The organism is Enterocloster sp. 210928-DFI.2.20, assembly GCF_020554465.1.
Taxonomy (GTDB): domain Bacteria; phylum Bacillota; class Clostridia; order Lachnospirales; family Lachnospiraceae; genus Enterocloster; species Enterocloster bolteae.
This window is the reverse complement of sequence record NZ_JAJCHK010000051.1, coordinates 1-26,712: the sequence shown is the minus strand read 5'-3', so window position 1 is coordinate 26,712 and position 26,712 is coordinate 1. Positions and strand designations below refer to the sequence as shown.

Genomic DNA, 26,712 nt, shown 5'->3' with positions numbered 1-26,712 from the left:
AAGTTCAATGCCAGAGTTTTGCTGGCATGATCACTCAAGATTCCGAGAGATCATTTAGAAGTACTCCCGGACAGGCGGATGGTTTTCTTGATTTTAAGTATTTACTGCTTATTCCTTTTTATAAACCATTGGATATGCCAACCACCACCAAAGCGGCTATGATAACTGCATTTCCATATATGGCCACACGTTTGGCCTTTTCAAATCCTTTCCATTCTCCATCCAGGAACCCCCATGCATTGGCAATGATGAGAGCCAGTCCATTGAACGCAACCCAGCCCACCACCGGACCAAGGGTACCTAATAGGGCTGTCGCCTTACCATAGATAGCCAGCGCACTGAACCATACAATTGACGTCAGCACAACCTTAAAGTATGCTTTTGCGCAGCCGGGTTTTGTATAATCCGTATAAGTCTTGTTCTTAATCAGTTTTGATATGGCATAAACAAAGTTTGCCAGGAATCCTCCCGCAAATACCACTACCCAGGACAGAAGGCTTGCGCTGGTTGGGTTTACCCCCTCTTTCACAGCCAGGGCAACCGGATAATTGGCTGCTGTGGCGCCGATATTAATGGCTGCTGAACCGGCGCCGGAGGCAAGCGCCATGATAAGCCCGGTAATAAATAAGGACGACGTTCCTTTTTCTTTTGCCGTTTTAGTACCCTCATTATTTCCATTTTTCATAAAGCCCGCCTTTGACAGGACAATCACACCGCCCAAAAGTATAAGCTGCCCTAACAGAAGGACCACAAGAACACGGGCCGGCGGATAGGTTCCCAGTATAATCATGGGAACAAAGCTCCCTAAAAGGTTTGATAATCCCAGGTTAATGCCTGTTACAAGAGACACGCCAATCATATCAATCGCTTTGCTGTACCATATAGAACTGATTCCCCAGAAAAAACCGGATAAGGCGCCCACAATCAGCGTGGGAACAGGGGTGGCTGTTATATAGCTTAAATAATGAGGAACCTCCACCATACACCAAATATGTGGGATACACAATACTCCGATAAAAGAAAACAGAACCCAAAACGCTTCCCAGGAAAACGGTTGATACTTCTTAAAGCAGATTCCAAAGCTCCCCTGAAAAATACATGCCAAAAACAGTACAAAAAATGCTGAAGCCATTTTAATACCTCCCAAATATTTCGTTCTATACTTTTCCTTGATTTTTATCGATAAATTTATCGGTACTACCAGTGAACCGTTCGTGATTATCATAAAATAAGTTATATGTAATGTCAATGCATATATTCAACAGTTAATTTCTGTATTTTTTGTGCACTATTAACATTGTCAAACATTTTTATCCTATCTATAATTCATTTATGGTAGTACCAACAATTTATTTTTTAATTCATTTATTGTTTATTGGTAGTACCGTATCAACAGTATACATATCAAACTACAGAGACAAATATCCACAACACAACAAACCGGAGGTACATATCTTATGAGCATTCAATTAAATGGAATCACCTGGTCCCACAGCCGTGGTTACACTTCCATCACAGCGGTGTCACAGCGTTTTTGCGAACTGCACCCGGATGTATCCATTCACTGGGAAAAACGTTCTTTACAGGAATTTGCCGACGCACCTATTGAAAATCTGGCAAAGTCTTACGACCTGCTTGTGATTGACCATCCCTGGGCCGGTTTCGCGGCCACTACAGGAATACTGCTTCCTTTAGAAAAATATCTGTCTAAGGAATATCTGGATGACCAGCTTGCCAACTCTGTGGGCGCGTCTCACCTGAGTTATAATTTCAATGGTTTCCAAAGCGCACTGGCCATTGATGCCGCCACCCCTGTTGCGGTCTGCCGTCCTGATTATTTTAGAAACGGAGAACATCCTCTTCCCGCAGATTTTAAGGATGTAATGGACCTTGCCAGAAAGGGGCATGTGGCGTTTGCCGGCATCCCATTAAACCTGTTGATGGATTTCTATATGTACTGTGCCACATCCACCGAGCATTTCTTTGACGATCCTGACAAAATCGTGGAGACAAGCCTGGGAGTAAGTATCCTGGAGGACATGCGTCAGCTGGCTTCCTACTGCAGCAAATCTATTTTCCAGTGGGACCCAATCCAGGTACATGAAGCACTGGCTGAGGATAATGATTTGTATTACTGCCCTTACGCCTATGGCTACACCAATTATTCCCGAAGAGGCTACTGCAGCCATCCTCTAAAGGCCATGGATTTGGTTACCTACCGCGGCAGGATGCTTCGCAGTGTCTTAGGGGGTACCGGACTGGCTGTGTCCAGCCTATGCGAAAATAGGGAAACGGCACTGCGCTTTGCGGAATATGCTGCCTCTCCCCTGATTCAGACCACCCTGTATACAGAAAACGGCGGGCAGCCCGGCCACCGCAAGGCATGGCTAGACGAAATCAACAACAATATGACCATGAATTTCTTTAAAGATACCCTGAATACTCTGGACCATTCCTATCTCCGTCCCCGTTACAACGGTTACCTGTATTTCCAGGACCATGCCGGAGACTATATACAGGATTACATTATGAACGGAGGCAGTCCGGCCCATGTGCTTGACCAGCTGAACCAGCTCTACAGAAAATCCAGGGAGGAATCCAAATGAAACCTTTGGAAAATATGATTGTTCTGGACTTTAGCCAGTATCTGGCCGGCCCCTCCGCAGCCCTCAGGCTTGCCGATATGGGGGCCCGTGTCATCAAAATTGAACGACCGGGGAGCGGAGACGGCTCCAGACAGATGAAGCTGCACAATCTGGACAGCATGGGGGACAGCGTCCTGTTCCAGACCATAAACCGGAATAAACAAAGTTTCTGTGCTGATTTAAAATCGCCGGAGGACATGAATATGGTAAAAAAACTAATCCGGCGTTCTGATGTAATGATTGAAAATTTCCGTCCCGGCGTCATGAAAAAAATAGGACTGGACTATGAGACAGTCAAATCCATCAACCCCCGCATGGTGTACGGAACCGTTACCGGTTATGGAGCCACCGGCCCATGGAACAAAAAACCGGGACAGGACCTTCTGGTTCAATCCATTTCCGGGCTGGCATGGCTCAACGGTGATGACGGACAGCCGCCCATGCCGTTTGCCCTCTCCCTGGCAGATTCCTACACCGGCATCCATCTGGCGGAAGGCATTATGGCCTGCCTGTTCCGCCGTTTCAGCACGGGCCTGGGAGGTTTGGTGGAGGTCAGCCTTTTAGAATCCATTCTGGATATGCAGTTTGAAGTCATAACCACCTTTTTAAATGATGGACATAAGCCTCCCAAGCGCAGCGCCTTCCACAATGCCCATGCATATCTGGGAGCCCCTTACGGAATCTACCGGACAGAAGACGGTTATATAGCCCTGGCCATGGGAAGCATACCCGAGTTGGGCCGGCTTATTGAATGCCCTGCCCTCAGTTCTTACGACAATCAGGAAGAATGGTTCACAAAGCGGGATGAGATTAAACAGCTCATTGGCTCCCACCTCTTACACAGGACCACGGCCAGCTGGCTTAAAGCCCTTAATGCCGGCGGGTACTGGTGCTCCGATGTATACTCCTGGGACCAGCTGCTCCAGTCAGAACAGTTCCATACTCTGGATATGCTTCTCAACATCAGGCGGCCCGGAGGCAATGACATATTTACCACCCGCTGTCCCATCTCCTTTGGTGATGGCCCCATAAAAAATGAAACCCATGCGCCTCTGCTGGGCGAACATACACTGGAAATCATCGAAGAATTTCATTTAAAGGAGGGAGAGGAAGCATGAAACCATTAGAAGGTATCACCATACTGGACTTCAGCCAGTTTTTATCCGCCCCTTCCGCCACCCTGCGTCTGGCAGATTTTGGGGCCCGCGTCATCAAGGTAGAGCGTCCTGACGGAGGCGATATATGCCGCACCCTGTATGTGTCCAATCTGATAATAGAGAATGACAGTTCCCTGTTCCACTCCATCAACCGCAACAAGTACGGGGTATCCATTGATTTAAAAAATCCAGCTTCCCGGGATATACTATGGTCATTGATTGGGAAGGCAGATGTCATGGTCGTGAATTTCCGTCCCGGAGTGGTGGAAAAGCTGGGACTGGATTACGCTTCTGTAAAGCAGCACTGTCCGTCCATGATTTATGGTGAGATTACAGGTTATGGAAAAAAGGGTCCATGGAGCCCTATGCCTGGCCAGGATTTGTTGGTCCAGTCCCTGTCCGGCCTGGCCTGGCTCAATGGGAACCAGAATCAGCCCCCGACTCCCATGGGACTTTCCGTGGCGGATTTGTTCGCCGGCCAGCACCTGGCCCAAGGCATCCTGGCCGCACTCATAAAACGGGCTTCCTGCGGTGAAGGCTCTTATGTACATGTCAGCATGCTGGAGTCCGTGATGGATATGCAGTTTGAAGTCTTTACCACCTATCTGAATGACGGCGGGCAGTCGCCTGAGCGTTCTGCAGTCAATAACGCAAATGGCTATATCAATGCGCCTTACGGCATATACCAGACCCTTGACGGCTACCTTGCCATTGCCATGGTACCCGTGCCTGTGCTGGGGAAACTTATAAGCTGTGATTCCCTCTTAGGGTACACGGACTCTGAAACATGGTGTACCAGGCGGGATGAGATAAAGTCGCTGCTAGCTGACCACCTGAAAACCCGAACCACAGAATACTGGCTGTCAAAGCTGGAGCCCGCCGATGTATGGTGCGCGGATGTATATACCTGGGATAAGTTATTTAAAACAGACGGTTTTAAGGAATTAGATATGCTTCAGACTGTCCGCACCCCTGGCGGAACAGAGTTTGCCACCACCCGGTGCCCAATTACCATTGACAGGGAACATTATAAAAGCGCAAAAGCTGCCCCTGCTATAGGACAGCATAACAATCAATATATATATTACAAGGAGAATCAACATGGAACAGACTATTTATTTTGAAGAATATGAAATAGGAAGCGTCCGCGAATCCATTGGACGCACCATTACAGAAACGGACATTGTCCTTCATGCCGGTCAGACAGGAGACTTCTTTCCCCACCATATGGATGCGGAATTTGCAAAAACCACTGAATTCGGAAAACGTATCGCCCACGGCACACTCACCTTCTCCATTGCAGTGGGCATGACTGCCAACCTGATTAATCCGGCTGCTTTTTCCTATGGATATGACCATATGCGCTTTATCCATCCGGTTTTCATAGGGGATACCATCCATGTGAAAGTTACCTTAAAAGAAAAACGCGAAAATCCAAAGCATCCTGACAGAGGCTTTATAACAGAGGCTTTGGAAATCTTCAACCAGAACGGGCAGCTGGTTATGGTCTGCGAACACATCATGTCCTGTCTCAAGAAGACAGCTGATGCCTGAATAATTGACATAACAAAGCAAAGACCTCCCCTGGTTTCGTATTCCTGACCAGGGGAGGTCGTCTGCCATTCGTGTGTTTATGTCCTCTGACCCACTTTCCGAATAAATGGTATGAACATTCCTCCTGCGCTGTTTCCCAGTGTCATAACCAGAATATAGACCAGTGCTTTAAGGGACCACACACCTGCCACGGTAAAATAAAACATATTGGCAATACAATGTTCAAATCCAGCCAGTATGAACACGCTGACTCCCAAAAACAGGATAACCGGATTCCCCTTTGACTTGTATCCGTCCACAGCAATGTACATCAGCATCCCGCAGAAAAAGGCCAGTATCAATATGCCTGACAGACTGTCCTCCAGTTTCACGGCGCATATCCCAGCGGCGGCCCGGGCTGTCTTAAGCCTGGTAAAGGATACCAGGGTGCCGGTGGTAAAGGTTCCGCACAGATTCCCAAACCAGACAACTCCCATCTCAGCCATATATGCCAGTGGACGCCCCAGTGCGTATCCTATTTTACCCGTATAGAGAGCAAACTGATTCAGCACAATGGCATAAAGGCCCACAGTAAACAGAAGGGAGCCTGCAATCCGGTTCTCTACACCCAGGTAAACCACCCCGCCTATACCAATGACGATTCCTGCCAAAAAAGCATCTAAAAATGTTTTTACATGTTCCCCCATGGCTTATCCAATCTTTTCTTTTGCAGATCGAATCAGGTGTTTTAGCAGCACCAGTGTGGTAACGCTTCCCACGCCTCCCGGCACTGGCGTCAGCACTCCTGCCTTTGTCTTCACCTGGTCAAAATCCACATCGCCGCACAGGCTTCCGTCCTCATCCACGTTAATTCCCACATCAATGACCACAGCCCCCTCTGCCACATGCTCCGCCTTAATCATGCGGGCCTTACCCGCTGCAGCCACCAGAATCTCCGCATTCCGGCAGGTCCCTGTAAAGTCCGCGGTCCTTGTGTGGCATATGGTTACGGTCGCGTGCTGTCCCAGCATCAGCATTGCCAAGGGTTTTCCCACCACCAGGCTTCTTCCCACCACAGTCACACGCTTGCCCTTCAGCTCAATTCCCTCATATGCAAGCATCTCCATTACTGCCTCGGCCGTACAGGGCGCATATGCATCCGAATCACCGGCAAAAACCTTTGCCAGATTTATGGGACTGATGCAGTCAATATCCTTTTTAACATCAATCAGGCTCTCGATTTCCTTCTCGTCAATCTGCTTTGGAAGTGGCCTCAGCATGAGGATTCCGTCCACATCCGGATTCCGGTTGATTTTCTGGAACTCCTCCACAAACTGGTCATGACTGATTTCAGCAGGAAACAAAAAGGATGTGCAGCGCAGTCCCAATCTCTGGGCACGTTTTGTGGCCCCTTTCTCATAAGAGATATCGTCCGGGCGTTCTCCCACCCGGATAATTGCCAGATGGGGAATATATCCTTTCAATTCCTCTATCTGGACCGTCATCTGCTCCTTCATCTGTCTGGCCACATCTGAACCCTTTATCTCTTTCATAATATCCAATCTCCTTTCTGGCAATGCAGGTATATGATGAATCAGGAGGGGAATATCTTTCCCCCTCCCGAAATCATTTTTATGAGTTTTCCTGAAGTATATGGTATTTCTTGCTGCCCAGGACATACATCCTTGCAATGATTACAAACTGCACCGGTATCAGAACCACGTACTGGACGATTCTGGTGGACAAAAGGGCCAGGTAGGGTGCCCCGTACAGCAGTGAAATCCAGCAGGTATTAAGCAGAAGCCCGTAGACCAGCTGTACAATCAGCACGGCGCATGCAATCCGAAACATAGACCTGTTTTTATGCAGCAGGATTCCATAGGTTAGTCCGGTTAAAAATGCAGTTACTGTAAAACCCGGAAAATACATTCCTATGGGAAACAGTATGGCCCCCAGAAAATCTGCAGCCGCTGCTGCTATGCCTCCCTGCACAGGTCCGAAGAGAACCGCGCCAATAACTATGGGTATAAATGCAAAACCAATTTTAACATTCCATGCTGAAAAGGATAGAAATCTTGACAATACAATGGATACAGCAATCAGGATACCCATCCATACCATATGTTTCGTCTTTGTCATTGCATCCTCCCTGCTACTTGATGTGTTTAAGCACAGCGCCGTACACCTTGTCGGACAGCGCCCTGCCCTTGTCTATGAGTTCCTCTGTCCTGGCATTCAAATCCTCTGCCTGGGTCCGGTCCTTCATCAGCTTTGTGTTGATAAAAATGTTCAGGGATGCCCCCTCCAGGGCAGCTCTGGCAAACAATGCGCCTACTCCCACGTCGCTTAAAGCAATCCGGGTCCCCTTTTCTCCCAGCTCCTCTAAAAGGGTCAGTGACTCATACGCCTTTTCCACAATCTGCAGTGGAACCAGACTGGCTTCCAACAGCGCATGTTCCATGACAGCCTCTCTGGCGGCTTTTTCTTCCTCTGTTCCCCTGGGTAATCCATAGGCCCTGGATAGAGGCTCAAACACCCTTGCGTCCTCGTCTGTCAAATGCTTTAACTCATCCATGAGACTCTGTGACTTTTCAATCAGTTCCTTTATATCCGGCTCCACATCCGCATACTTCCTCTTGCCCAGCGTCAAGTTGCCAACCATAATTCCAAGGGCGACCCCCATGGCCCCCACTGTGGCCGATGCCCCTCCGCCGCCCGGAACAGGCTCATTGCTTGACAGTACATCCAGAAACTCCGTTACCTTCTTATCCAGCATCATATCGTCATTCTCCATTTTAGAATAATCCTGAGATAGATCCATTTTCATCCACATCGATTTTTTCAGCCGCAGGCACCTTTGGAAGTCCCGGCATTTTCATAATATCACCTGCCAGGGCCACCAGGAATCCGGCTCCCACAGATGCAGTGATGTCCCTAATGGATATTTTAAAGCCCCGGGGCCTGCCAAGAAGCTTGGCATTATCCGTAAGGGAATACTGTGTCTTAGCCATACAGACAGGCAGATTTCCATATCCCAGGCTCTCCAGATTCTTCATTTCCTTTAATGCCTTTGGAGCAAACTCCACCCCGTCCGCACCGTACACCCTGGCTGCAATTGCCTCTATCTTCTCCTTGATAGGCAGATTGGTGTCATACACAAATTCCATGGTGCTCCTGCCTTCAGACAACCGGATTACTTCCTTTGCCAGGGCTTCCCCGCCTGCTCCGCCTCTGCCCCATACATCGGTCAGGGCCACATTGACTCCCAGCTCCCTGCACTTGTTCTCAACCAGCTCCAACTCGGCCGCTGTGTCGGACGGGAATTTATTAATAGCGACCACTGCCGGCAGATGGTATACGGTAGTGATATTCTCAATATGCTTTAACAGGTTGGGAATTCCCTTATTCAGGGCTTCCAGATTCTCATTATTCAGTTCTGCCTTAGGTACTCCGCCGTTATATTTTAAAGCGCGTATTGTGGCCACCAGAACAACTGCATTTGGACGCAGCCCGGACATGCGGCACTTGATATCCACAAATTTCTCCGCCCCCAGGTCTGCTCCGAATCCTGCCTCAGTCACCATATAATCCGCTAATTTACAGCCCATCTTTGTGGCAATAACGCTGTTGCATCCGTGGGCAATATTGGCAAAGGGGCCGCCGTGCACAAAGGCAGGGGTTCCCTCCAAGGACTGCACCAGGTTCGGCTTCAAGGCGTCCTTTAAAAGGGCTGCCATGGCGCCCTGGGCCTTTAACTGTCCGGCGGTTACCGGCTGGCCGTCCAGGTCATAGGCTACTATAATCCTGGCCAGGCGTTCCTTCAAGTCCATGATGTCGTTTGCAAGGCAGAATACGGCCATTACCTCAGAAGCCACCGTGATATCAAATCCATCCTGACGGATTGTACCGTCCGGCTTTCCCCCTAATCCGTCCACAATATTCCGAAGCTGGCGGTCGTTCATGTCCACCGCCCTTCTGAAGGTAATGCGCTTGGTATCGATGCGCAGGGCGTTTCCCTGGTGGATATGGTTGTCAAGCATAGCCGCCAGCAGGTTGTTGGCAGCTCCGATGGCGTGGAGGTCGCCTGTAAAATGAAGGTTGATATCCTCCATAGGAACAACCTGCGCATATCCTCCGCCGGCAGCCCCGCCCTTAACTCCAAAAACAGGTCCCAGGGAAGGTTCTCTCATGGCAATCATGGCCTTCTTATTCAAGCGGTTCAGGGCGTCTGCCAGACCGATGGTCACGGTTGTCTTGCCCTCACCTGCGGGTGTGGGGTTGATGGCTGTCACCAGCACCAGCTTTGCATCAGGTCTGTCCTTTAATGCATCGTTGTAATAGCGGTAGTCAATTTTAGCCTTGTATGGTCCGTAATTTTCAATATATTTTTCCGGAATCCCCAGTGCGCCTGCAATCTCGTTGATTGGTCTTGCCTTTGCTTCCTGTGCAATCTCAATATCACTCTTATATCCCATTTTATCTTCCTCCTCTATTTTCTTCTGGGCGCAGCATGAATTGCACCGCCGTCTGCATCCTCAATGGCTTCACCTATTGCCTCGCTGAAGGTGGGATGGGGCCGGACCGTGGCAGCCAGCTGACTCATGGTCAGCTTACCCGCAACCCCGTCGCTCAGTCCGGTAATCATGTCTGTTGCCCTGGAGCACATAAGCACCGCCCCCAGAAGCACCTTGCTTTCTTCCTCAAAGACCAGCTTTACAAAACCCCTGTCCGCCATTTCAATCACAGTCTTTCCATTGGACGACATGATGGCCTTGCCTGTGATGGTCCTGATTCCCCGCATCTTGGCCTCATCAGCCGTCATACCCACCGCTGCAATTTCCGGATTGGTGTAAATGCAGGACGGGATACAGGAAAGATTCATGGGTGCCCTTTCCCCAAACATGGAGCACACCGCGTTGACTGCCTGGGCGGAAGCCACATGGGCCAGCTGTATGCCTCCCAGAACAATATCACCAATGGCATAGATCCCCTTAATGCAGGTTTCAAAAGAGTCATCCACCGGAATCATTCCTCTCTGCATCTGCAAATTTAATGAAGGAGGACAGATTCCCTCTGTATTGGCCCTGCGGCCAATGGAAACCAGGACCCGCTCAGTCTCTACACACTGTTCTTTTTCCTTAGACATAAAATACACCGCCAGCCCCTTCTCCTGCGCTGTCTGTACTGACTGGTCTGTATGCTCTACCCGGTCCACCCGTGCGCCTGTATACACCTTGATTCCTCTTTTTTTAAGAATCATGGTCAGGTTCTGTGAAACCTCCCGGTCCAGGGTGGGCAGGATACGGTCCAGGGCCTCAATGATTGTAACCTCGCATCCCAGAGCATGGTAAATGGTTGCAAACTCCACGCCAATCACGCCTCCGCCTATGATTACCAGTTTTTTACAGTAAACACCTTTCCCCTCCAGCATTTCATCGCTGGTCACCACTCCCGGAAGAGTCAGTCCTGGAATTGGGGGCATGGCAGGCTTGGAACCAGTTGCAATGAGAATCCTGTCTGTCTCGTAAGCCTGGTCCCCCACCTGTATTCTGTTGGAATCCAGTATAATGCCGCATCCCCTGATTAAGTCTATCTTATAGGCCTTAAACAGGCCCTCGATTCCTCCTCGCAGCTGTTCCACCACCTCTGCCTTGCGCTCATGCATCCCGGCAAAGTCATAGGATACCTGCCCTACATGAATGCCCAGCTTCTCACAGGAACGAATCTCCTCCAGCACCTCTGCCGCATGTACCAGGGTTTTTGTGGGGATGCATCCCCGGTTCAGGCAGGTTCCGCCCACATCCCGGCTTTCCACCACAGCCACCCTGTGCCCCATCTGTGCTGCCTTGATGGCCGCAACATAGCCGCCCGGGCCAGCTCCCAGCACAATTAATTCATATCTCTCACCCATTTTACTCTTCTCCTTATATAAAACATGCCTGGGACACCAGACGTAGCGGACTACGGCTGTCAGCGCCCCAGGCGCATTCTTACATGTATGCCAGGTGTTTAACCCTCTGCTTTTCTCTCTACTTCCAGCCGGAATATTTTAGCACCGGATTGCGCGCAGCGCCAACCTCATCCAGCCGGCGTACCGGCGTGGAGTGGGGAGCTTCATGCATGGCTTCCGGATTCTCCACGGAATTTTTATAAATCTCCTTGAAAATATCCACTACGTTGTCCAGAGTCTCCTTAGACTCTGTCTCCGTGGGCTCCACCATCAAAGCCTCATCCACAATCAGCGGGAAGTACATGGTCGGCGGATGGACTCCATGGTCCAGCAGTCCCTTTGCAAAATCAAGAGCAGAAACCCCATTCAATTTCTTGAGCCTGGTCATGCTCATAACAAACTCATGCATACAGATATTGTTGAATGCAATATCAAAGGTGTCCTGCAGCTTCACACGCATGTAATTGGCGTTGAGCACTGCATTTTCGGCTGCTTCCGGTATACCCTCATTGCCCAGGACCAATATGTAGCTCAGGGCGCGCACTACCACCAGGAAGTTACCGTAAAACTCCTTTACGGAACCAATGGTTTGGGCCGGGTTCTCAAATGCATAGCCCTTTTCGGATTTCACCGCATGATACTTGGGAAGGAACGGAGCCAGTATATCCTTGCACCCGACAGCGCCTGAACCAGGCCCGCCGCCTCCGTGAGGCGTGGAGAAGGTCTTATGCAGGTTCAGATGAATCACGTCAAATCCCATATCGCCCGGACGGGCGATTCCCATGACGGCATTCAGGTTTGCCCCGTCATAGTAGTTCAGTCCTCCTGCCTCATGGATGATTTTTGTGATTTCCAGTATATTGCGGTCAAATATACCCACTGTGTTTGGATTGGTAAGCATAAGTCCAGCCGTATCATCTCCCACAACCTCCCTCAGCTTATCAAGGTCCACACAGCCCTCATCATTGGACGGAATGCTGATTACGGTAAATCCCGCCATGGTACAAGAAGCAGGGTTGGTTCCGTGGGCAGTATCCGGTACAATGATTTTGGTGCGTTTCATATCCCCCCTGGCTTTGTGGTATGCCTTAATCAGCAGCAACCCGGTATATTCGCCGTGGGCGCCTGCCGCGGGCTGGAATGTCATCTGGTCCATGCCTGTAATCTCACAGAGCAGTTCCTCTGCCTTTACCAGCACTTCCAGGCATCCCTGGACTGTTTCTTCCGGCTGCAGGGGATGGACGCCTGTAAAGCCAGGAAGGGCTGCCATCTCTTCATTCAGCTTTGGATTATATTTCATGGTACAGGAGCCCAGAGGATAAAATCCGTCATTTACACCATGTGTACGTTTCATCAGTTCTGTATAATGTCTGGAGATATCAATTTCAGCCATCTGCGGAAATCTAGGAGCCTTTTTTCTGGCCTCCCGGGCCGGAATCTCTGCAACAGGTACATCGCAGGCCGGAAGCAGTGAGCATCCATGCCCCACTCTGCTTTTCTCAAAAATCAGTTCCATTATGCACGCACCTCCTTCAAACAATCTGCCAGAGCATCAATCTGCGCCTTGGAATTCATCTCGGTGACACACCAGAGTATGCCTCCCTCTACTGGGTATCCGCCCAATATATCATGGTCGCTCAGTTTCTTAAGCAGCATATCTGCATCGCAGGGAATCTTTGTGACGAATTCATTGAAGAAATCCCCTTGGTTTACCAGCTCAAATCCCGGAATCCTACTGATTTCTGCCGCTGCATAGTGCGCCTTGGAATAGCACAGGGAAGCCACCTGGCTGACGCCGGTCGTTCCCATGGATGCCATGTAAACCGCTGCCGTCATGGCGCAGAGGGCCTGGTTGGAACAGATGTTGGAGGATGCCTTTTCCCTTCGTATATGCTGCTCCCTTGCCTGAAGCGTCAGCACATACGCCCGCCTTCCGTCCACATCCTTTGTCTCGCCCACAATACGTCCGGGAAGCTGGCGCATCATGTCATGGGTACAAGCCATAAATCCCAGATAAGGGCCGCCGAATGCCAGAGACATACCCAGGGGCTGGCCTTCACCAGTGACCACATCAGCGCCGCACTCCCTTGGCGATTTAAGGGCGGCGCCCGCAATGGGGTATATGCCCATCACAAATTTGGCGCCTGCGGCATGTACCGCCTCACCAATGGCAGCCGCATCCTCAATCTGTCCGAAATAGCTGGGCTGCTGGATGAACACGCCTGAGGTGGTCTGGTCCATGGCCTCCATCAGGGCTTTAAGGTCGGTCTTTCCGTCCTTGGCCGGAACCACCACAGCCTCTGTGTTGTTTCCTTCGCAGTATGTCTGTATGGTCTGTATGGTCATGGGATTGACTGCCCCGGATATCACCGTTTTCTTTTTCTTGCGGTTATGGCACATGGCCATGGCCTCTGCGGCTGCGGACGCGCCGTCATAAACAGAGGCATTGGATACATCCATATCGGTGAGTTCACAAATCATGGTCTGGTATTCAAAGATGGACTGAAGGATTCCCTGGCTGATTTCCGCCTGATAAGGGGTATATGCCGTCAGGAATTCTTCTTTGCCTGTAATGCTCTTTACAATGGATGGTATATAATGGTTATAGGCGCCTGCCCCGCGGAAAATGGAGCTGTATACCTTATTCTTAGCTGCCATGGCCCTGACGATTCCGCTGACCTCCAGCTCCGACTTCCCCTCCGGTATGGCAAGCCTGTCAACCTTCATGCCGGATGGTACTACTGTGTACAGCTCGTCAAAAGAGCTGACTCCCACGGCCTTCAGCATCTCCTGCTGTTCCTCAGAGGTAGATGGAACATATTTTCCCATGCCTTAGCCCTCCTCTTCACATATCTTCTCATATGCTGCGCTGTCCACTAATTCTTCTCTTTCAGATACTTCCTTTACCTCTATAAGCCATGCCTCATATGGGGCCTCATTAATCATCTCCGGGCTGTCCAGGATATCCTCGTTCACTGCGGATATAACGCCTGTAACAGGACTGTACACGTCGGAAACTGCCTTTACACTCTCCACGTCCGCAAACGCCTCTTTCACAGTAACCGTATCCCCCACCTCAGGTAAGTTCACAAAAACCAAATCTCCCAGCTCATGCTGTGCAAAGTCCGTAAGCCCCACTCTTACCGTGGTCTCATCCACTTCCTCCACCCACTCATGTGACCTGCTATACTTTAAATTCTCTAAAACGTTCATGTCTGTTCCTCCTCCTGATTTTTGTTATGAAAATTAATATTATTTATATTATTTTGCTTTTTTGTAGAATGGCAAGGCCACCACCTCGGCCTCAATGCGGCGCCCGCGGACCTCCACTTCCACCTTTGTCCCTATTTCCGTACAATCCAAATCCAGAATGGCCATTGCTATGGCATAACCCAGGAATGGGCAATGGGTCCCCGATGTTGTCCATCCCACTTCCCTGTCACCTGCGCATACCTTCTCATTCTCCCTGGCAATGCCCCTTCCAATCATCCTAAGGCCTACGCGCTTGCGTGTGAGGACGGACTTCTCTTCCAGTGCTTTCTTTCCGATGAAATCATCCTTCTGCATCTTCACTGCAAACTTAAGTCCTGTCTCCAATGGGTGAATGGCGGCATCCATCTCATGACCATATAATGGCATGGCTGCCTCCAGACGAAGAGTATCTCTGGCTCCCAGTCCGCATGGAATCAGGCCCTCTGCTTCCCCTGCTTCCAGAAGCATGTTCCATAATTTAGGTGCATCCTCATTGTTCACGTACAGCTCGTAGCCGCTTTCACCTGTATAGCCAGTCTGGGATACGATGCACTTGATGCCGCCTACAATGCCTTCCGGAACAAAGCTGTAGTATTTTTCAGGAATATCTTCATCTTTTGTAAGTTTTCTCAGGATGGCATCTGCATTAGGACCCTGGATTGCCAGCTGGGATAATTCGTCCGAGATATCTGTAAATACCACGTCCCCATTCAGATGGTCCTTCATCCAATTGACATCTTTTTCACGATTTGCCGCATTCACAACCACCAGATATTTCTCCTGGCTATAACGGTATACAATCAGGTCGTCCACCACTCCGCCGTCCTCGTAGCACATTACGCTGTAGCGGACCTGACCATCATACATGTTTGTGAAATCATTGGTCAGTATGTAGTTGATATTCTTTAGTGCATCCGGCCCCTCAAACAATACCTCTCCCATATGTGACACATCGAATAATCCCGCCTGTGTCCTGACTGCCATATGCTCCTTAATGACCCCAGTCTTATACTGAACAGGCAGTGAATAACCGGCAAAGGGAACCATTTTCCCTCCGCAAGCCACATGACAATCGTAAAGCGCTGTTTTCCGTTCCATTCAGATGTCTCCTTTCATTTATCACTATTGATATCTTAACTATAACACGGTTTGTTATTTATTTCACATTTATAAATTATATGCGACCTATATATTTTATGTATAGATATTCTCTATTTTTTGTGCCATTTACACAATTACAACAAAAAAGAAACAGCACAATCACCATACTGTTTCTTTTTTTTCTATCCATTTCACTCTTTTTTTATATATTTTCCCTTATAGCTTTGCAGGTGTCATAATTTCATCCCTGGTACCTTTCAGCATCTCAATAAACGCCTTCTCGCTTCGGTTCTTTCTGTGTTCCATCTGGTACACCAAAAGGTCCTTCATCTTCCTGGGCCTGCCTGCGCTGCTTCTCTGGACCAGGCCATACCGCTCCAATGTCTGCTTTGGCATGGGGGATACCCACATATATGTATGGGGCACCATGGCCAGAAGGTCGAACTGGCTTCCCCGCTCGCACACGTAAATCCGGTCGGCCTGGCTCCCCCGGCCACCGTCCGGCGGCAGCTCCAGATATTCACCGCTGGGGAGCTGGGTATCCCCGTGGACTATTTCAATATAACCATCCAGGTCCTTCTCCGCAATGACCGGATACAATGCCAGGGGACTGTCCGCTGACAGGAGAATCTGGTAATCGAACTCCATAACCGTTTCGTGCTGAAGCCCTTTTAACTGCAGGAACATAAGGAAATAATCCTCGTATGTCATCTCATACCGTATAATCCCCAACCCATATTTGGACGACAATATATTATTAATGGCCGTAGTGGAATTACACTCCACAAAGGAAATGGACAGCTGGCTCTCATGGGGGATTGAATTTACATATTTTGTAAATGCATATGTAATATAACTGGCTCTTGGTACCGATATCCTCAGCTTTTCCTGCTTTACCGCCGTATCCTCAAACTCGCCCTTCAAGGAGGCCACATCTTTCATGATATTCTTAGCTTTTTGAATGAATGCCTGCCCCTCGCTGGTGGTAACCACTCCTTTTGAGGTCCGTTCAAAGATGACAATCCCGAATTCTTTTTCCAAGGTTCTGATTACCTTACTCAAATTGGGCTGGGCCACAAACAACTCCTTGGCCGCCTTTGAGATGGAACCATGCCGTTCCACTGCAATCACAAATTCTAAGTCTGTCAGATTCATAACTCCCTCCAATGCTTTTTACAAGCATAACACATTCCGCACCTTTTTTCCACCTGCAGCCACCTAATCCGGTTTAAATGTGACAGAATCCTTCTAGCCCTGAATGTCTCCCATTGCCATATTGCGATGCAGCAGCTTATGTTCCCTTCCCTTCAGGATATTCTCATACAAGGAAAGCACAAGGGGATTCTCATTGGATTTCTTTATCTGTGTATTGATATCAGTGTCATACAGCCCCTTTGCCCTCGCCGCCTTGGTCCTTGGACCGGCCGGAACCGGCTGACCGCCGCCCATGATGCATCCCCTTCTGCAAGCCATGACCTCCACAAAATCATACTCCGCTTCTTTGTTCCCGATACGCTTCATCAGCATGTCTGCATTTGCAAGACCACTTACAATGGCTGCCCGTATTTTCCTTCCGTTGTAATCATAAGTAATCTCTTTCAATCCCTCTTCCCCTCTTACACCACTGTACCGAATCTGGTCCATCTCTGTCCTGTCATGCCCTTCACATAACCGGCGCAAAACGGCTTCCATTACTCCGCCTGTGTTTCCGAAAATGACACCTGCCCCGGATCCAATCCCGAAGGGCATGTCCGAAGATTCAATGTCTATGTTTTCAAATCTGATGCCCGACTTTCTAATCATCGTAACCAGTTCTGTAGTGGTCAGCACATAGTCCACGTCTGCCTTTCCGTTTGTCTTGGATTCCTCCTGCAGTATTTCTGCCTTTTTTGCTGTACACGGCATAATGGATACTGACAGTAGTTTCTTTCCACCACTTTTCTGGGGATTCCTGTAATACTCCTGTATGACCGCACCGAACATCTGCTGGGGTGACCTGCAAGTGGACAGATTTTGTTTGAACTCAGGATACCGGTTTTCACAAAAGCTTACCCATGCCGGACAACAGGAAGTAAAGAGTGGAAGGTTTTTTCCCGAAACCAACCGTTCCAGAAATTCTTTGGATTCCTCAATTACTGTCAGATCCGCACCATAGGCCGTATCAAACACCTCATCAAATCCCATACGATGGAGCACATTTACAATCTTCCCCATCACGTTCTCTCCCCGCGCCATACCAAAAAAGTCTCCTACTGCCACCCTTACCGCTGGAGCCACCTGAGCCACCACCTTTGTATTTGGGTCAGCCAATGCCTCCCATATGACTTCAATATTAGTATTGATGCTGATTGCGCCTGTGGGACAGACTGCCCTGCATTGTCCGCAATTCACACAATCCGTCTCTGCAATGTTTTTGTTAAAGGCAGGTGTCACCAGGGCTTCCGTTCCCCGATAGGCAAAATCGATTGCATTGACGGACTGTACATTGTCGCACATGCGGACGCAGTCGCCGCAGAGTATGCATTTATTTGGGTCTCTCACAATAGCCGGAGAACTCATATCGATGGGATACTGCGTTTTTGTATTTTCATAACCTACATGAGTCACTCCCATACGGTGGGCCAATTCCTGCAAATGGCATTCCCCGCTCTTGATACAGGTGGTGCAATCCCTGCAATGAGCTGCAAGTAATAGCTCCAGTATCATCTTCCGGTATTTCATGAGACGCGGCGTATTGGTATAAATGACCATTCCATCCCTTGGAGGTTCGGAACATGATGCAAATGTCTTCCCTCGTTCATTCTCCACCGTACACAGCCTGCAGGCTCCATAAATGGATAACTCCGAATGATAACACAGCGTTGGAATATCAATATCTGCCTTTCGAATCACAGATAAAACATTGGGTTCATCCGTAAATTCAACCCGTATTCTGTCTATTGTCATAAATCCCATAATTTTTTCTGCCCCCCTATGCTCTATGATTGGATATGAACTGCACCAAATGGGCATGCCTCCGCACAGGCCCCGCACTTAATGCACTGCTGCTGCCGGATTGTAAATACATGCTTTAACTCTCCTGCAATCGCCCCTGCCGGACATCCCTTTGCGCATTTAGAACATCCCCTGCATGTTTCCTCATCAATTATATACGTCTTCATGCTCTGACAGACTCCTGCCCTGCACTTTTTCTCATTAATATGTTCCAAATACTCTTTCCGGAATGCTTTTATGGTACTGATAACAGGAAGAGGAGCACTCTTTCCAAGTCCACACAACGCAGTGTTGGATATCATATCCGCCAGTTGTTCCAACCGTTCAATATCATCTGGCTCCCCTTTCCCTTCCACAATTCGTTCAAGTATCTCCAGCATCCGCTTTGTTCCTTCCCGGCACGGTACACATTTGCCGCAGCTTTCCCTTTGGGTAAAATTCATGAAAAATCTTGCCACTTCCACCATACAAGTATTCTTATCCATGACCACCAAACCACCGGATCCTATAATTACATTGAATTTCTGGACAGAATCAAAATCCAGGGGTTCATCTAAATGTTCTTCCGTAAGACACCCACCTGACGGTCCGCCAATCTGTACTGCCTTGAATTCACTTCCCTCTTTCAGCCCTCCGCAGATATCATAAATGATTGTCCGCAGGGTCGTCCCCATAGGGACCTCCACCAGGCCCGTGTTCTCAATACATCCAGTGACAGAAAAAGTCTTTGTTCCGGTGCTGTTTCCTGTGCCTATAGTGCGAAACCATTTCCCTCCGTTGACAATAATGCCCGGCAGATTAGCGTACGTCTCCACGTTATTGAGCACGGTAGGCTTTCCCCACAGACCCTGGTCCACCGTCCTGGGCGGCTTAACCCTGGGCATACCTCTGTGCCCTTCAATAGATGCGGTCAGGGCGCTGCCTTCCCCGCATACAAACGCGCCTGCCCCTCTGTTGATGTGCAGATGGAATGAAAAACCAGTGCCTAAAATGGAATCTCCAAGCAGTCCTCTTTCCTCCATCTGCCCTATGGCCTGCCTCAATCTTGCCACGGACAATGGGTACTCAGCACGTACATAGATGAAGCCTTCCGATGCACCAACTGCATATCCTGCCAGCATCATGCCTTCGATAAGGCGACAGGGGTCTCCCTCCATAACGCTTCCGTCCATGAAGGCTCCCGGATCCCCTTCATCGCCATTGCACACAATATACTTAAGGGGCTCCTCTTTGTGGGCAGCCACTTGTCTCCATTTCCGGCCTGCTGGAAATCCGCCGCCGCCGCGTCCCCGAAGCCCTGAAAACTCTACTTCTGCAATCACAGCTTCCGGCGTCATGGCAAACAATGCTTTTTTCAACGCGCTAAATCCGCCTGCAGCCATATACTCCTCCACGGATTCTGCATCAATATTTCCGCATTGTTCCAGCACGATTCTGGTCTGACGGGCAAAATATGGGATTTCATCCACTGCTCCGTAAGAAATCCCCTCTTTTTTGTAGAACAGGCGCTCTACAGGTATTCCCTGTTTTACCGTTTTCTCAACAATTTCCTCACAGTCCTCAGGCTGCACTTTAACATACTGACAGTGCTGCGGCTCTATCCTCACAAGGGGACCTAATTCACAGAAACCCTGGCACCCGCTTTTCACGATACCGATATGAGGAACGTCCTTTTCCAGCTCCACGCGTATGCCCTCGTCCTCTTTGCACAGTTCCCGCAGTTGACTATACACATCCAGAGAACCAGTGGCAACACAGCCGGTTCCTGCGCACACCAGAATCCTGCAAGTATACCCATCCTTTCTGTCCCTGCACTGTCTCTGCAGCATTTCTAATTGTGTTCTGTCCTCAACCCGCATCTGGCTCCCCCCGTTTGATTTCTTCCAGCAGCTTCTTCATTTTCTCAGGTGACATTTTAGGATAAACCTTCTCATTTACGGTGATCGCTGGAGCCAGACCGCAGGCTCCCAGACAAGAAACGGTCTCCACCGTAAAAAGTGCATCCTCCGTGGTATGCTTTTTCGCATTTAGTTTTAACGTCTTATATAGATAATCCAAGATAGGCATTGACTTTCTTACATGACAGGCTGTGCCATCACATATTTTGATAATGTATTTCCCTTTCTCCTCAAATGAAAAATTTTCATAAAAACTGGCTACACTGTAAGCTTTTGCCTCTGTTATGCCAATCTCTTTCGCCACATATGTCAGCAGTTCCGGGGGCAGATACCGGTATTCCTCCTGAATGTCCTGAATGATTGGTATCAGCGACCGCTCCTCCCGCGTATGCATCTCAATGATTTCATCCGCCTTTTTGTAAAATGATTCCCCTAACATGTACTACCTCCTTTTGTGAATATTGCTATTTTTTTATGTTTGTCCATGATATCTTTTGTTATATTTTAACATTATATCTTTTTTTATTCACATCTAAAACCCATATAACGGTATATGTTTTTCTATATGCAGGAGAAATCATAAATGGCACCTAAACTACCTAAGCATAATAAACAACTTTGATAGAATAAATGCCACATCCAAGTCTATTCCAGCACCGTGGGAAGGACCAGTTAAATATTGTAACAGGACCTGTCAGCATACCTTTAACCGGTTTTTCTGTCAGACTCTGAGTATATACAGTGTATTCTACTGTCATGGGCCGGCTTCTGGATACATCTCCCAGACAATAGAAGGCTTTATAAATCATGTCCCCTAGGACTGTACCCATGCTTTTCCGCGAACAGGAATTCATCCAGACACTCACCAAAATATTCCACCATGTCATTGCGCTCATATTTCCCATGTACCAGTATATCCAGGCCGATTTCTTCCTGAAGCCGGACACATTCTTCAATCTTTTTCCGTATAAATTTTTATATAATCACTGAAAGCGCCTGCTCAGATATAAAATCCCAGCGGCGCTCCCCATGTTCTCAACAGGGATGCGGGCAGCATCCCCAAATCGCAGTTATATTGCAAAATAGAAAAATAACAGCATTACAGGAAATCTTTGCATCTAACCAGCAGATCAATCTTTTTCCATTGAGTATCCTCATCAATACAATTGCCCTCCTCAACAGAAGCAAATCCGCACTGTGGTGACAAGGCGATATTGGCGCCCACAACTTCTTTCGCCTTCATGTATCTTCGTTTAATCTCATCGTAGCTTTCCAATACGGGGTTTTTGGTTGAAATAAGTCCTGCAACAAAGGTTGCTCCAGTCCCTTTTAATATGGACCAGGGTTCAAAGGAACCCGAACGTTCATCGTCATATTCCACAAAGAATCCGTCATAAGGAATCTGGCTGATAATCGGTGCCACGGAATCATAAAAACCGGAAAAAAGTGGATTCCCTTTAAAATTACCCTTACAGAAATGTGTTGCAATCACCATATCCGCCGGCCTGTCTTCCAAAGCCCTGGTGGAAACACGCTTGAACCACTCCAGCACTTCTGATTTTTTATATCCAAGGGATTCAACCTTCTTCAAAAATTTTTCATCAATCATGTAGGTCCAGGAAGTATCGTCAATCTGAAGGTACCTGCATCCATGTTCATACAAATCTTTTATGGCATCCTGATATGCAAGAGCGATGTCTTCAATCAATGCATTTATATTGCTGCCGTAATATGGTACCTCTTTAATCCCCATCTGAAGATAATTATCTACCAGCATCATATTGGGACCGGAAATACATTTTTTTGCTGTCACACCCGGATATTTTTCAGCCTCGCAGAGAAGAAAATCAAACGCCTCAATCTCCGGATGCACACGTTCCTGACTATAAGAAATTTTTCCGGTAATATATCCAAGTTCTATATGATTCACCACACCGTTGCGTTCCTTGTCCAAATGCTTTGTGGTAAAACCGTCAAATTCCTTAAGCCAGTCCAGATGCCACCACCTTCGTCTGAATTCACCATCTGTCACAAATTCAAGGCCATGGGAAACCTCCGTCGAAACCAGTTCTCTAATAGCCTCATCTTCAATTTTTCTCAACTCTTCCAAGGACAGATTGCCGTCTGCATATTTTTGTCTCGCCTTCTTAATCTTCCCAGGTCTTAAAAATGACCCCACAATATCGTATTTAATATTTAACATCTCATACCTCCATACTTTATTATAAATTCAATATTATATTCTATCTGCCAGTCAGCCCACTTTGTGACATCTCACCCAATGACCTTCTTGGATTTCTTTCATCTCCGGCGTCCTGCTCCGGCATACATCCACACAGTCCGGGCATAGTTCCTCATAGGGGCATCCACCAACAGTTCCTCCGTAACCGGATTTCTCCGGAATGTATTCTGAGTACTTGGCCCCGCATGCTTTAAATAGCCTTTTTGTATATGGATGACAGAGCGTACTAAACATATCAATATGTTCAATATCTTCCACAATCCATCCGCCATACATAACAGAAAGGCTGTCCGAAAGATAATAAATTGCTTCCAAATCATGGGAAACCAGTACCTGGGTAAGTCCATTTTCCCTTCCGAGCATTTCCAGCAGTTTCATGATTTGTGCCTGCACTGATACATCCAGGCTGCTTAAAGGCTCATCTAGCAAAAGAATCTTCGGCTCCGCAGCCAGCGCTCTTGCAATGCAGATCCGCTGAAGCTGTCCTCCGCTGAACTGGGCCGGATATTTTAAAAGGTCCGCAGCGGACAGACCAACCTGTTTTATGAGTGCGGCTGTCTGCTGTCTGCGCTCCACCTTGTTCATATGGGTAAAATTTCTAAGTGGTTCGCCAATAATCTCTTCGGCCGTTGCATACTGATTCACTGCATTCATACTGTTCTGAAATATCATCTGTATTTCATTCCGCTTCCTTTTCATCTGCAATGCTACAGGCTCCCCCTTGTAAAGAATCTGTCCGCTGCTCGGCGTTTCCATCCCGGCAAGCATACGCATTAAGGTACTTTTACCGCAACCGCTTTCCCCCACAATCCCGTGGCACTCTCCTGTATGAATCTTAAGTGACAGGTTATTAACAGCATACACTTGTCCTTTTCCTGCACATCGGTATCTGCGGCTTATCATATCAGCTTCCAGCATGGTATGCTTATGTATCATCCTCATCCCTCCCCGGCCCGAAAACAACGAACCTGATGATTCACCGGACCATGTTTTAAAAGTTTTGGACACGATTGCCTGCATAATTTCAGAGCATCTTTACACCGGTCAGCGAAAGGACATCCTGGGACTTTTTCTTTGATTCCCGGCGGATATCCCTCCATAACCCGGACTGCTTCTTTTGAAAATACGGGCCTTGAGGCCAAAAGCCCTTTCGTATAAGGGTGCAAAGGATTTTCCAGCACCTCTGATACCGGGCCCTGCTCTATCACATACCCCGCATACATGACACAAAGATCATCTGAGATACTCTGGATTACCCTTAAATCATGGGATACCATAAGTACCGTCAGCCCCTGCTCCCTTTTCAGCTCTCCCAACAAGCCTAAAATTTCCCATTGAGTGGTGATATCCAATGCAGTGGTCGGTTCATCAGCAATCAAAAGACGCGGTTTTCCTAAAAGTGCAAGGGCAATCATGACCCGCTGCAGCATACCTCCGCTTAACTGGAATGCATAGCTTTTCAGTACCCGCTCTGGCTCCCGGATTCCCATCCTGATTAAAAGGGCTGCTGTCCGCTCCAATATCTCCTGACGGTTCTGTGAAAAGACACCTGCCATTTCCAGAAAATGTCCCCTCAATGTCATCCGCGGATCAAATGCACCAGCCGGATCCTGTGCTATAAAACCCGCTGCAGTACCGCAAAATCCCGGACGTACGCCATCCTTTCCCGCGATAATCCTGTGCCCTTCAAATAGTATGCTCCCTTCTGTTTCCCACTCGTCTTGATCTAAAAGTCCAAGTATACAGTGGCATAGGAGTGTTTTCCCGCAGCCGCTTTCTCCAATAATCCCCAGGTTTCTTCCCGCACATATAGAAACAGAAACCCCATTCACTGCGGTAAAACGTCTCTTTCCCTCCTTTAACGCCACCCTGATATCATCCAGCCGCAAAAGCTCTGTCTGATTGTGTAAATGCATGCCCTTATCTCCTCATCTTTCCGGCAATCTCCTGAATTCTGTCACCCAAACCATTTGTAAATATCACCACTGCCAAAATGCAGAGACCAGGCCAGAACATCATGGAGGGATCCGTGCTTATGAAGGAACGTCCGTCCTGAATCATCATCCCCCATTCCGGGCTGGGAGGCGCCGCCCCGAATCCCAGGAAGGAATATCCCGCTAGGGCAGTCAGGGCAGTTCCAAAATTAATGGTCGTCACAGACAGCATCTGCATACGGATAGCAGGAAAAATCAACGTTGTGATTATAGAAAACAAACTGCTTCCTGCCATCCTGGAAGCCAGTACAGCCTCCTTTTCACGCTCTGCCTTTGTCAGATTCCTTGCGACCCTGGCATACCAGACCCATCTGGTAGCCAGCATTCCCAGGCACAGTTCAAAGAGTCCAGTTCCCAGAAGACTTACCACCACCAATACAATGACAATACCGGGAAAAGCCCGCACAGCGTCACATATTCCCATAAAAATCCGGTCCGGCAGCCCACCCGTATACCCGGATAGCATGCCGAGCATGGTCCCTGTCACAGATGATATGACAGTAATCAGAACGGCATAACCAAGAGACAGTCTGGAACCGTAGAGTATTCGCGACAATATACACCGGCCCATATGGTCCGTCCCCAGCGGAAACATGCTTGATATTCCTGCAAACCTGGCTGTATAATGGATCTCGTTGGGATCATTTGGGGACAGACATGGGGCCAATACAGCCGCTATTGCAAACAGAATCAGCATGAACAGGCAGAAAAGACATACCCTGTCCTTTATTAATTTCCGGAACATAAATCCACCTCACCTCTCCTCCCCCTCAAAACGGATCTGGGGATTCATCGCCGCACACAATATATCCATGCCTAAATTAAGCAGTGTATATACCACCGCAATCACCAGTATATATCCCTGGATGACCGGATAGTCCCTTCCAGCAACAGCGCTGACAATCAGCCTCCCCATTCCCGGCCAGGCAAACACATTCTCTACAATTACAGCTCCGGACAGCATACTTCCAAGACTTAATCCCAGGGTTGTGAATACAGGATTTAATGCGTTTGGGAGTACATGTCTCCACAAAACTGTATTCTTCTTCAGGCCCCTTGCCCTGCCATAGACCGCATACCGCCTGCCCATATTCTCTACAATCCCACCTCTAATCATCTTTGTATACATGGCGATATAAGAACAGGCAAGGGTAGCTGAAGGTAACACCAGATGGCTGAAAGTCTCTGCTCCCTGCACAGGAAGCAGCTTAAGTTTCAGCGCAAACAATTCAACCAGAAGGAACCCCAGCCAGAAGGACGGCATGGAACTTCCGAGAAACGTAATCCCTCTTATAAGCTGATCTCCCGCGCTGCCTGGCCGCTTTCCCGCCATAATCCCCAACGGAAGGGACAGTACCGCTATCCAGACAGCGGACATGGCTGTCAGGATCATTGTATATCGGAAACTGATTAGCAGCTGTCCGGACACAGGCTTTTTAGTCATAAATGATACACCTAAATCCAGACACACCACCCGCCTTAGCCAGGCAGTATATTGGAATATGACCGGCCGGTCCAGCCCTAATTCCGCCCGAACTTTTGCCAGAGCCGCATCTGTTACCGGAGCATTGATAGAATTCAGGTAAGCAAACGCTGCATCTCCTGGCATCAGCCGCACCAGGGCAAAGGCTGCAATGGAAACCAGGAATAAAAGCACTATCATACCAACCAGTCGTTTCTGTATATATTTCCCCATATTTCTTCCACCTTAAATGGCCATATCTATTCTCTCACCACGCTCCCCACTGGCATCACATCCTTGCCATCGGTCAGGTCAAGTCCCTTAAGACTGCTATCATATACCGCCAGGGTGGAGGACACAGTCAGCGGTATATAGACAGCCTGTTCCTTAAAGGATTCCATGATATATGTAAAATCCTCCTTCAGCTTATCATAATCTCTCGGAATCTCTAAGCCAGTAAATATAAGGCTTTCAGATTCCTTTT

The 26,712-nt window shown here is 48.4% G+C and carries 24 protein-coding genes and 2 pseudogenes; 4 read left to right on the top strand and 22 right to left on the bottom strand.

The annotated features are described in order from the left end of the window. Window positions 1–118: 118 nt before the first annotated feature. Complete coding sequence (locus LI015_RS26375; RefSeq protein ID WP_002568847.1) at window positions 119–1,132, bottom strand: L-rhamnose/proton symporter RhaT; 1,014 nt, start codon at window positions 1,130–1,132, stop codon at window positions 119–121. 325 nt (window positions 1,133–1,457) lie between these two features. On the opposite strand from LI015_RS26375, the gene LI015_RS26370 reads away from it, so the two are divergent. From LI015_RS26370 to LI015_RS26355, 4 genes are read left to right on the top strand one after another with little or no spacing between them, the layout of a single operon-like run. Continuing rightward, window positions 1,458–2,606: an extracellular solute-binding protein gene (locus LI015_RS26370; RefSeq protein ID WP_002568848.1), complete on the top strand. Its 1,149-nt coding sequence runs from the start codon at window positions 1,458–1,460 to the stop codon at window positions 2,604–2,606. Beyond that, complete coding sequence (locus LI015_RS26365) at window positions 2,603–3,763, top strand: CaiB/BaiF CoA transferase family protein (protein WP_002568849.1); 1,161 nt, start codon at window positions 2,603–2,605, stop codon at window positions 3,761–3,763. The genes LI015_RS26370 and LI015_RS26365 overlap by 4 nt, the downstream gene beginning before the upstream one ends. Continuing rightward, on the top strand, window positions 3,760–4,926 hold the full coding sequence (locus tag LI015_RS26360) for a CaiB/BaiF CoA transferase family protein (RefSeq protein ID WP_054354632.1): 1,167 nt from the start codon (window positions 3,760–3,762) through the stop codon (window positions 4,924–4,926). The genes LI015_RS26365 and LI015_RS26360 overlap by 4 nt, the downstream gene beginning before the upstream one ends. Continuing rightward, window positions 4,904–5,356 carry a MaoC family dehydratase gene (locus tag LI015_RS26355; RefSeq protein ID WP_002568851.1) on the top strand — a complete coding sequence of 151 codons (453 nt, stop codon included), beginning with the start codon at window positions 4,904–4,906 and terminating at the stop codon, window positions 5,354–5,356. Before LI015_RS26360 ends, LI015_RS26355 begins: the two co-directional genes overlap by 23 nt. Before the next feature lie 77 nt (window positions 5,357–5,433). Here the strand turns inward: LI015_RS26355 and LI015_RS26350 are convergent, their stop codons facing one another. The 21 genes and pseudogenes from LI015_RS26350 to LI015_RS26250 all read right to left on the bottom strand — a co-directional run. Then, complete coding sequence (locus tag LI015_RS26350; RefSeq protein ID WP_002568852.1) at window positions 5,434–6,042, bottom strand: formate/nitrite transporter family protein; 609 nt, start codon at window positions 6,040–6,042, stop codon at window positions 5,434–5,436. 3 nt (window positions 6,043–6,045) lie between these two features. Further along, the gene (locus LI015_RS26345) at window positions 6,046–6,888 is read right to left on the bottom strand and encodes a bifunctional 5,10-methylenetetrahydrofolate dehydrogenase/5,10-methenyltetrahydrofolate cyclohydrolase (protein WP_002568853.1); all 843 of its coding nucleotides are present in this window, start codon (window positions 6,886–6,888) and stop codon (window positions 6,046–6,048) included. Window positions 6,889–6,967: 79 nt separating this feature from the next. Beyond that, window positions 6,968–7,474: a folate family ECF transporter S component gene (locus LI015_RS26340; protein WP_002568854.1), complete on the bottom strand. Its 507-nt coding sequence runs from the start codon at window positions 7,472–7,474 to the stop codon at window positions 6,968–6,970. A 13-nt stretch (window positions 7,475–7,487) separates the two neighbouring features. Next, entirely contained in the window at window positions 7,488–8,114 is a 627-nt protein-coding gene (locus LI015_RS26335; protein WP_002568855.1) for a cyclodeaminase/cyclohydrolase family protein, read from the bottom strand. A 16-nt stretch (window positions 8,115–8,130) separates the two neighbouring features. Then, a complete protein-coding gene (locus LI015_RS26330; protein WP_118018460.1) occupies window positions 8,131–9,810 on the bottom strand; it encodes a formate--tetrahydrofolate ligase in 1,680 nt (559 codons plus the stop codon). A 14-nt stretch (window positions 9,811–9,824) separates the two neighbouring features. Then, a complete protein-coding gene (gene lpdA / locus LI015_RS26325; protein ID WP_002568857.1) occupies window positions 9,825–11,246 on the bottom strand; it encodes a dihydrolipoyl dehydrogenase in 1,422 nt (473 codons plus the stop codon). A gap of 118 nt (window positions 11,247–11,364) precedes the next feature. Next, window positions 11,365–12,801, bottom strand: coding sequence for an aminomethyl-transferring glycine dehydrogenase subunit GcvPB (gene gcvPB, locus LI015_RS26320; RefSeq protein WP_002570909.1), 1,437 nt, complete (start codon window positions 12,799–12,801; stop codon window positions 11,365–11,367). Then, entirely contained in the window at window positions 12,801–14,114 is a 1,314-nt protein-coding gene (gene gcvPA / locus LI015_RS26315) for an aminomethyl-transferring glycine dehydrogenase subunit GcvPA (RefSeq protein WP_002570910.1), read from the bottom strand. Before gcvPA ends, gcvPB begins: the two co-directional genes overlap by 1 nt. Before the next feature lie 3 nt (window positions 14,115–14,117). Beyond that, entirely contained in the window at window positions 14,118–14,498 is a 381-nt protein-coding gene (gene gcvH / locus LI015_RS26310; RefSeq protein WP_002568860.1) for a glycine cleavage system protein GcvH, read from the bottom strand. A 48-nt stretch (window positions 14,499–14,546) separates the two neighbouring features. Then, window positions 14,547–15,635, bottom strand: coding sequence for a glycine cleavage system aminomethyltransferase GcvT (gcvT, locus tag LI015_RS26305; protein WP_118018462.1), 1,089 nt, complete (start codon window positions 15,633–15,635; stop codon window positions 14,547–14,549). Window positions 15,636–15,854: 219 nt separating this feature from the next. After that, on the bottom strand, window positions 15,855–16,793 hold the full coding sequence (locus LI015_RS26300) for a LysR family transcriptional regulator (protein WP_118018464.1): 939 nt from the start codon (window positions 16,791–16,793) through the stop codon (window positions 15,855–15,857). 93 nt (window positions 16,794–16,886) lie between these two features. Further along, window positions 16,887–18,593, bottom strand: coding sequence for a [FeFe] hydrogenase, group A (locus LI015_RS26295; protein ID WP_002570913.1), 1,707 nt, complete (start codon window positions 18,591–18,593; stop codon window positions 16,887–16,889). A gap of 23 nt (window positions 18,594–18,616) precedes the next feature. Beyond that, window positions 18,617–20,491: an NADH-ubiquinone oxidoreductase-F iron-sulfur binding region domain-containing protein gene (locus LI015_RS26290; protein WP_002570914.1), complete on the bottom strand. Its 1,875-nt coding sequence runs from the start codon at window positions 20,489–20,491 to the stop codon at window positions 18,617–18,619. Then, complete coding sequence (locus tag LI015_RS26285; RefSeq protein WP_002568865.1) at window positions 20,481–20,969, bottom strand: NADH-quinone oxidoreductase subunit NuoE family protein; 489 nt, start codon at window positions 20,967–20,969, stop codon at window positions 20,481–20,483. Before LI015_RS26285 ends, LI015_RS26290 begins: the two co-directional genes overlap by 11 nt. Window positions 20,970–21,186: 217 nt before the next feature. Next, window positions 21,187–21,502: pseudogene (locus LI015_RS28905) on the bottom strand (5-methyltetrahydropteroyltriglutamate--homocysteine S-methyltransferase); the annotation flags it as partial. A 127-nt stretch (window positions 21,503–21,629) separates the two neighbouring features. Continuing rightward, entirely contained in the window at window positions 21,630–22,733 is a 1,104-nt protein-coding gene (locus LI015_RS26275; RefSeq protein ID WP_002568867.1) for a methionine synthase, read from the bottom strand. Between the two features lie 51 nt (window positions 22,734–22,784). Then, window positions 22,785–23,708, bottom strand: coding sequence for an ABC transporter ATP-binding protein (locus LI015_RS26270; protein WP_002568868.1), 924 nt, complete (start codon window positions 23,706–23,708; stop codon window positions 22,785–22,787). 2 nt (window positions 23,709–23,710) lie between these two features. After that, the gene (locus LI015_RS26265) at window positions 23,711–24,688 is read right to left on the bottom strand and encodes an ABC transporter ATP-binding protein (RefSeq protein ID WP_002568869.1); all 978 of its coding nucleotides are present in this window, start codon (window positions 24,686–24,688) and stop codon (window positions 23,711–23,713) included. Window positions 24,689–24,692: 4 nt separating this feature from the next. Further along, window positions 24,693–25,511: an ABC transporter permease gene (locus tag LI015_RS26260; protein ID WP_002568870.1), complete on the bottom strand. Its 819-nt coding sequence runs from the start codon at window positions 25,509–25,511 to the stop codon at window positions 24,693–24,695. A gap of 9 nt (window positions 25,512–25,520) precedes the next feature. Then, window positions 25,521–26,462 carry an ABC transporter permease gene (locus LI015_RS26255; RefSeq protein ID WP_002568871.1) on the bottom strand — a complete coding sequence of 314 codons (942 nt, stop codon included), beginning with the start codon at window positions 26,460–26,462 and terminating at the stop codon, window positions 25,521–25,523. 26 nt (window positions 26,463–26,488) lie between these two features. Then, window positions 26,489–26,712: pseudogene (locus tag LI015_RS26250) on the bottom strand (hypothetical protein); the annotation flags it as partial.

Bases quoted from the DNA above. Each gene is read 5' to 3' on its own strand.
- LI015_RS26330 (WP_118018460.1), bottom strand. From the start codon at position 9,810: ATGGGATATAAGAGTGATATTGAGATTGCACAGGAAGCAAAGGCAAGA.
- LI015_RS26345 (WP_002568853.1), bottom strand. From the start codon at position 6,888: ATGAAAGAGATAAAGGGTTCAGATGTGGCCAGACAGATGAAGGAGCAG.
- gcvT (WP_118018462.1), bottom strand. From the start codon at position 15,635: ATGGAACGGAAAACAGCGCTTTACGATTGTCATGTGGCTTGCGGAGGG.
- LI015_RS26365 (WP_002568849.1), top strand. From the start codon at position 2,603: ATGAAACCTTTGGAAAATATGATTGTTCTGGACTTTAGCCAGTATCTG.
- LI015_RS26335 (WP_002568855.1), bottom strand. From the start codon at position 8,114: ATGATGCTGGATAAGAAGGTAACGGAGTTTCTGGATGTACTGTCAAGC.
- LI015_RS26260 (WP_002568870.1), bottom strand. From the start codon at position 25,511: ATGTTCCGGAAATTAATAAAGGACAGGGTATGTCTTTTCTGCCTGTTC.
- LI015_RS26255 (WP_002568871.1), bottom strand. From the start codon at position 26,462: ATGGGGAAATATATACAGAAACGACTGGTTGGTATGATAGTGCTTTTA.
- LI015_RS26375 (WP_002568847.1), bottom strand. From the start codon at position 1,132: ATGGCTTCAGCATTTTTTGTACTGTTTTTGGCATGTATTTTTCAGGGG.
- LI015_RS26285 (WP_002568865.1), bottom strand. From the start codon at position 20,969: ATGTTAGGGGAATCATTTTACAAAAAGGCGGATGAAATCATTGAGATG.
- LI015_RS26360 (WP_054354632.1), top strand. From the start codon at position 3,760: ATGAAACCATTAGAAGGTATCACCATACTGGACTTCAGCCAGTTTTTA.
- LI015_RS26295 (WP_002570913.1), bottom strand. From the start codon at position 18,593: ATGGGATTTATGACAATAGACAGAATACGGGTTGAATTTACGGATGAA.
- gcvPA (WP_002570910.1), bottom strand. From the start codon at position 14,114: ATGGGAAAATATGTTCCATCTACCTCTGAGGAACAGCAGGAGATGCTG.
- LI015_RS26370 (WP_002568848.1), top strand. From the start codon at position 1,458: ATGAGCATTCAATTAAATGGAATCACCTGGTCCCACAGCCGTGGTTAC.
- LI015_RS26300 (WP_118018464.1), bottom strand. From the start codon at position 16,793: ATGAATCTGACAGACTTAGAATTTGTGATTGCAGTGGAACGGCATGGT.
- gcvH (WP_002568860.1), bottom strand. From the start codon at position 14,498: ATGAACGTTTTAGAGAATTTAAAGTATAGCAGGTCACATGAGTGGGTG.
- gcvPB (WP_002570909.1), bottom strand. From the start codon at position 12,801: ATGGAACTGATTTTTGAGAAAAGCAGAGTGGGGCATGGATGCTCACTG.
- LI015_RS26355 (WP_002568851.1), top strand. From the start codon at position 4,904: ATGGAACAGACTATTTATTTTGAAGAATATGAAATAGGAAGCGTCCGC.
- LI015_RS26340 (WP_002568854.1), bottom strand. From the start codon at position 7,474: ATGACAAAGACGAAACATATGGTATGGATGGGTATCCTGATTGCTGTA.
- LI015_RS26350 (WP_002568852.1), bottom strand. From the start codon at position 6,042: ATGGGGGAACATGTAAAAACATTTTTAGATGCTTTTTTGGCAGGAATC.
- LI015_RS26265 (WP_002568869.1), bottom strand. From the start codon at position 24,688: ATGCATTTACACAATCAGACAGAGCTTTTGCGGCTGGATGATATCAGG.
- LI015_RS26270 (WP_002568868.1), bottom strand. From the start codon at position 23,708: ATGATACATAAGCATACCATGCTGGAAGCTGATATGATAAGCCGCAGA.
- LI015_RS26290 (WP_002570914.1), bottom strand. From the start codon at position 20,491: ATGCGGGTTGAGGACAGAACACAATTAGAAATGCTGCAGAGACAGTGC.
- lpdA (WP_002568857.1), bottom strand. From the start codon at position 11,246: ATGGGTGAGAGATATGAATTAATTGTGCTGGGAGCTGGCCCGGGCGGC.
- LI015_RS26275 (WP_002568867.1), bottom strand. From the start codon at position 22,733: ATGTTAAATATTAAATACGATATTGTGGGGTCATTTTTAAGACCTGGG.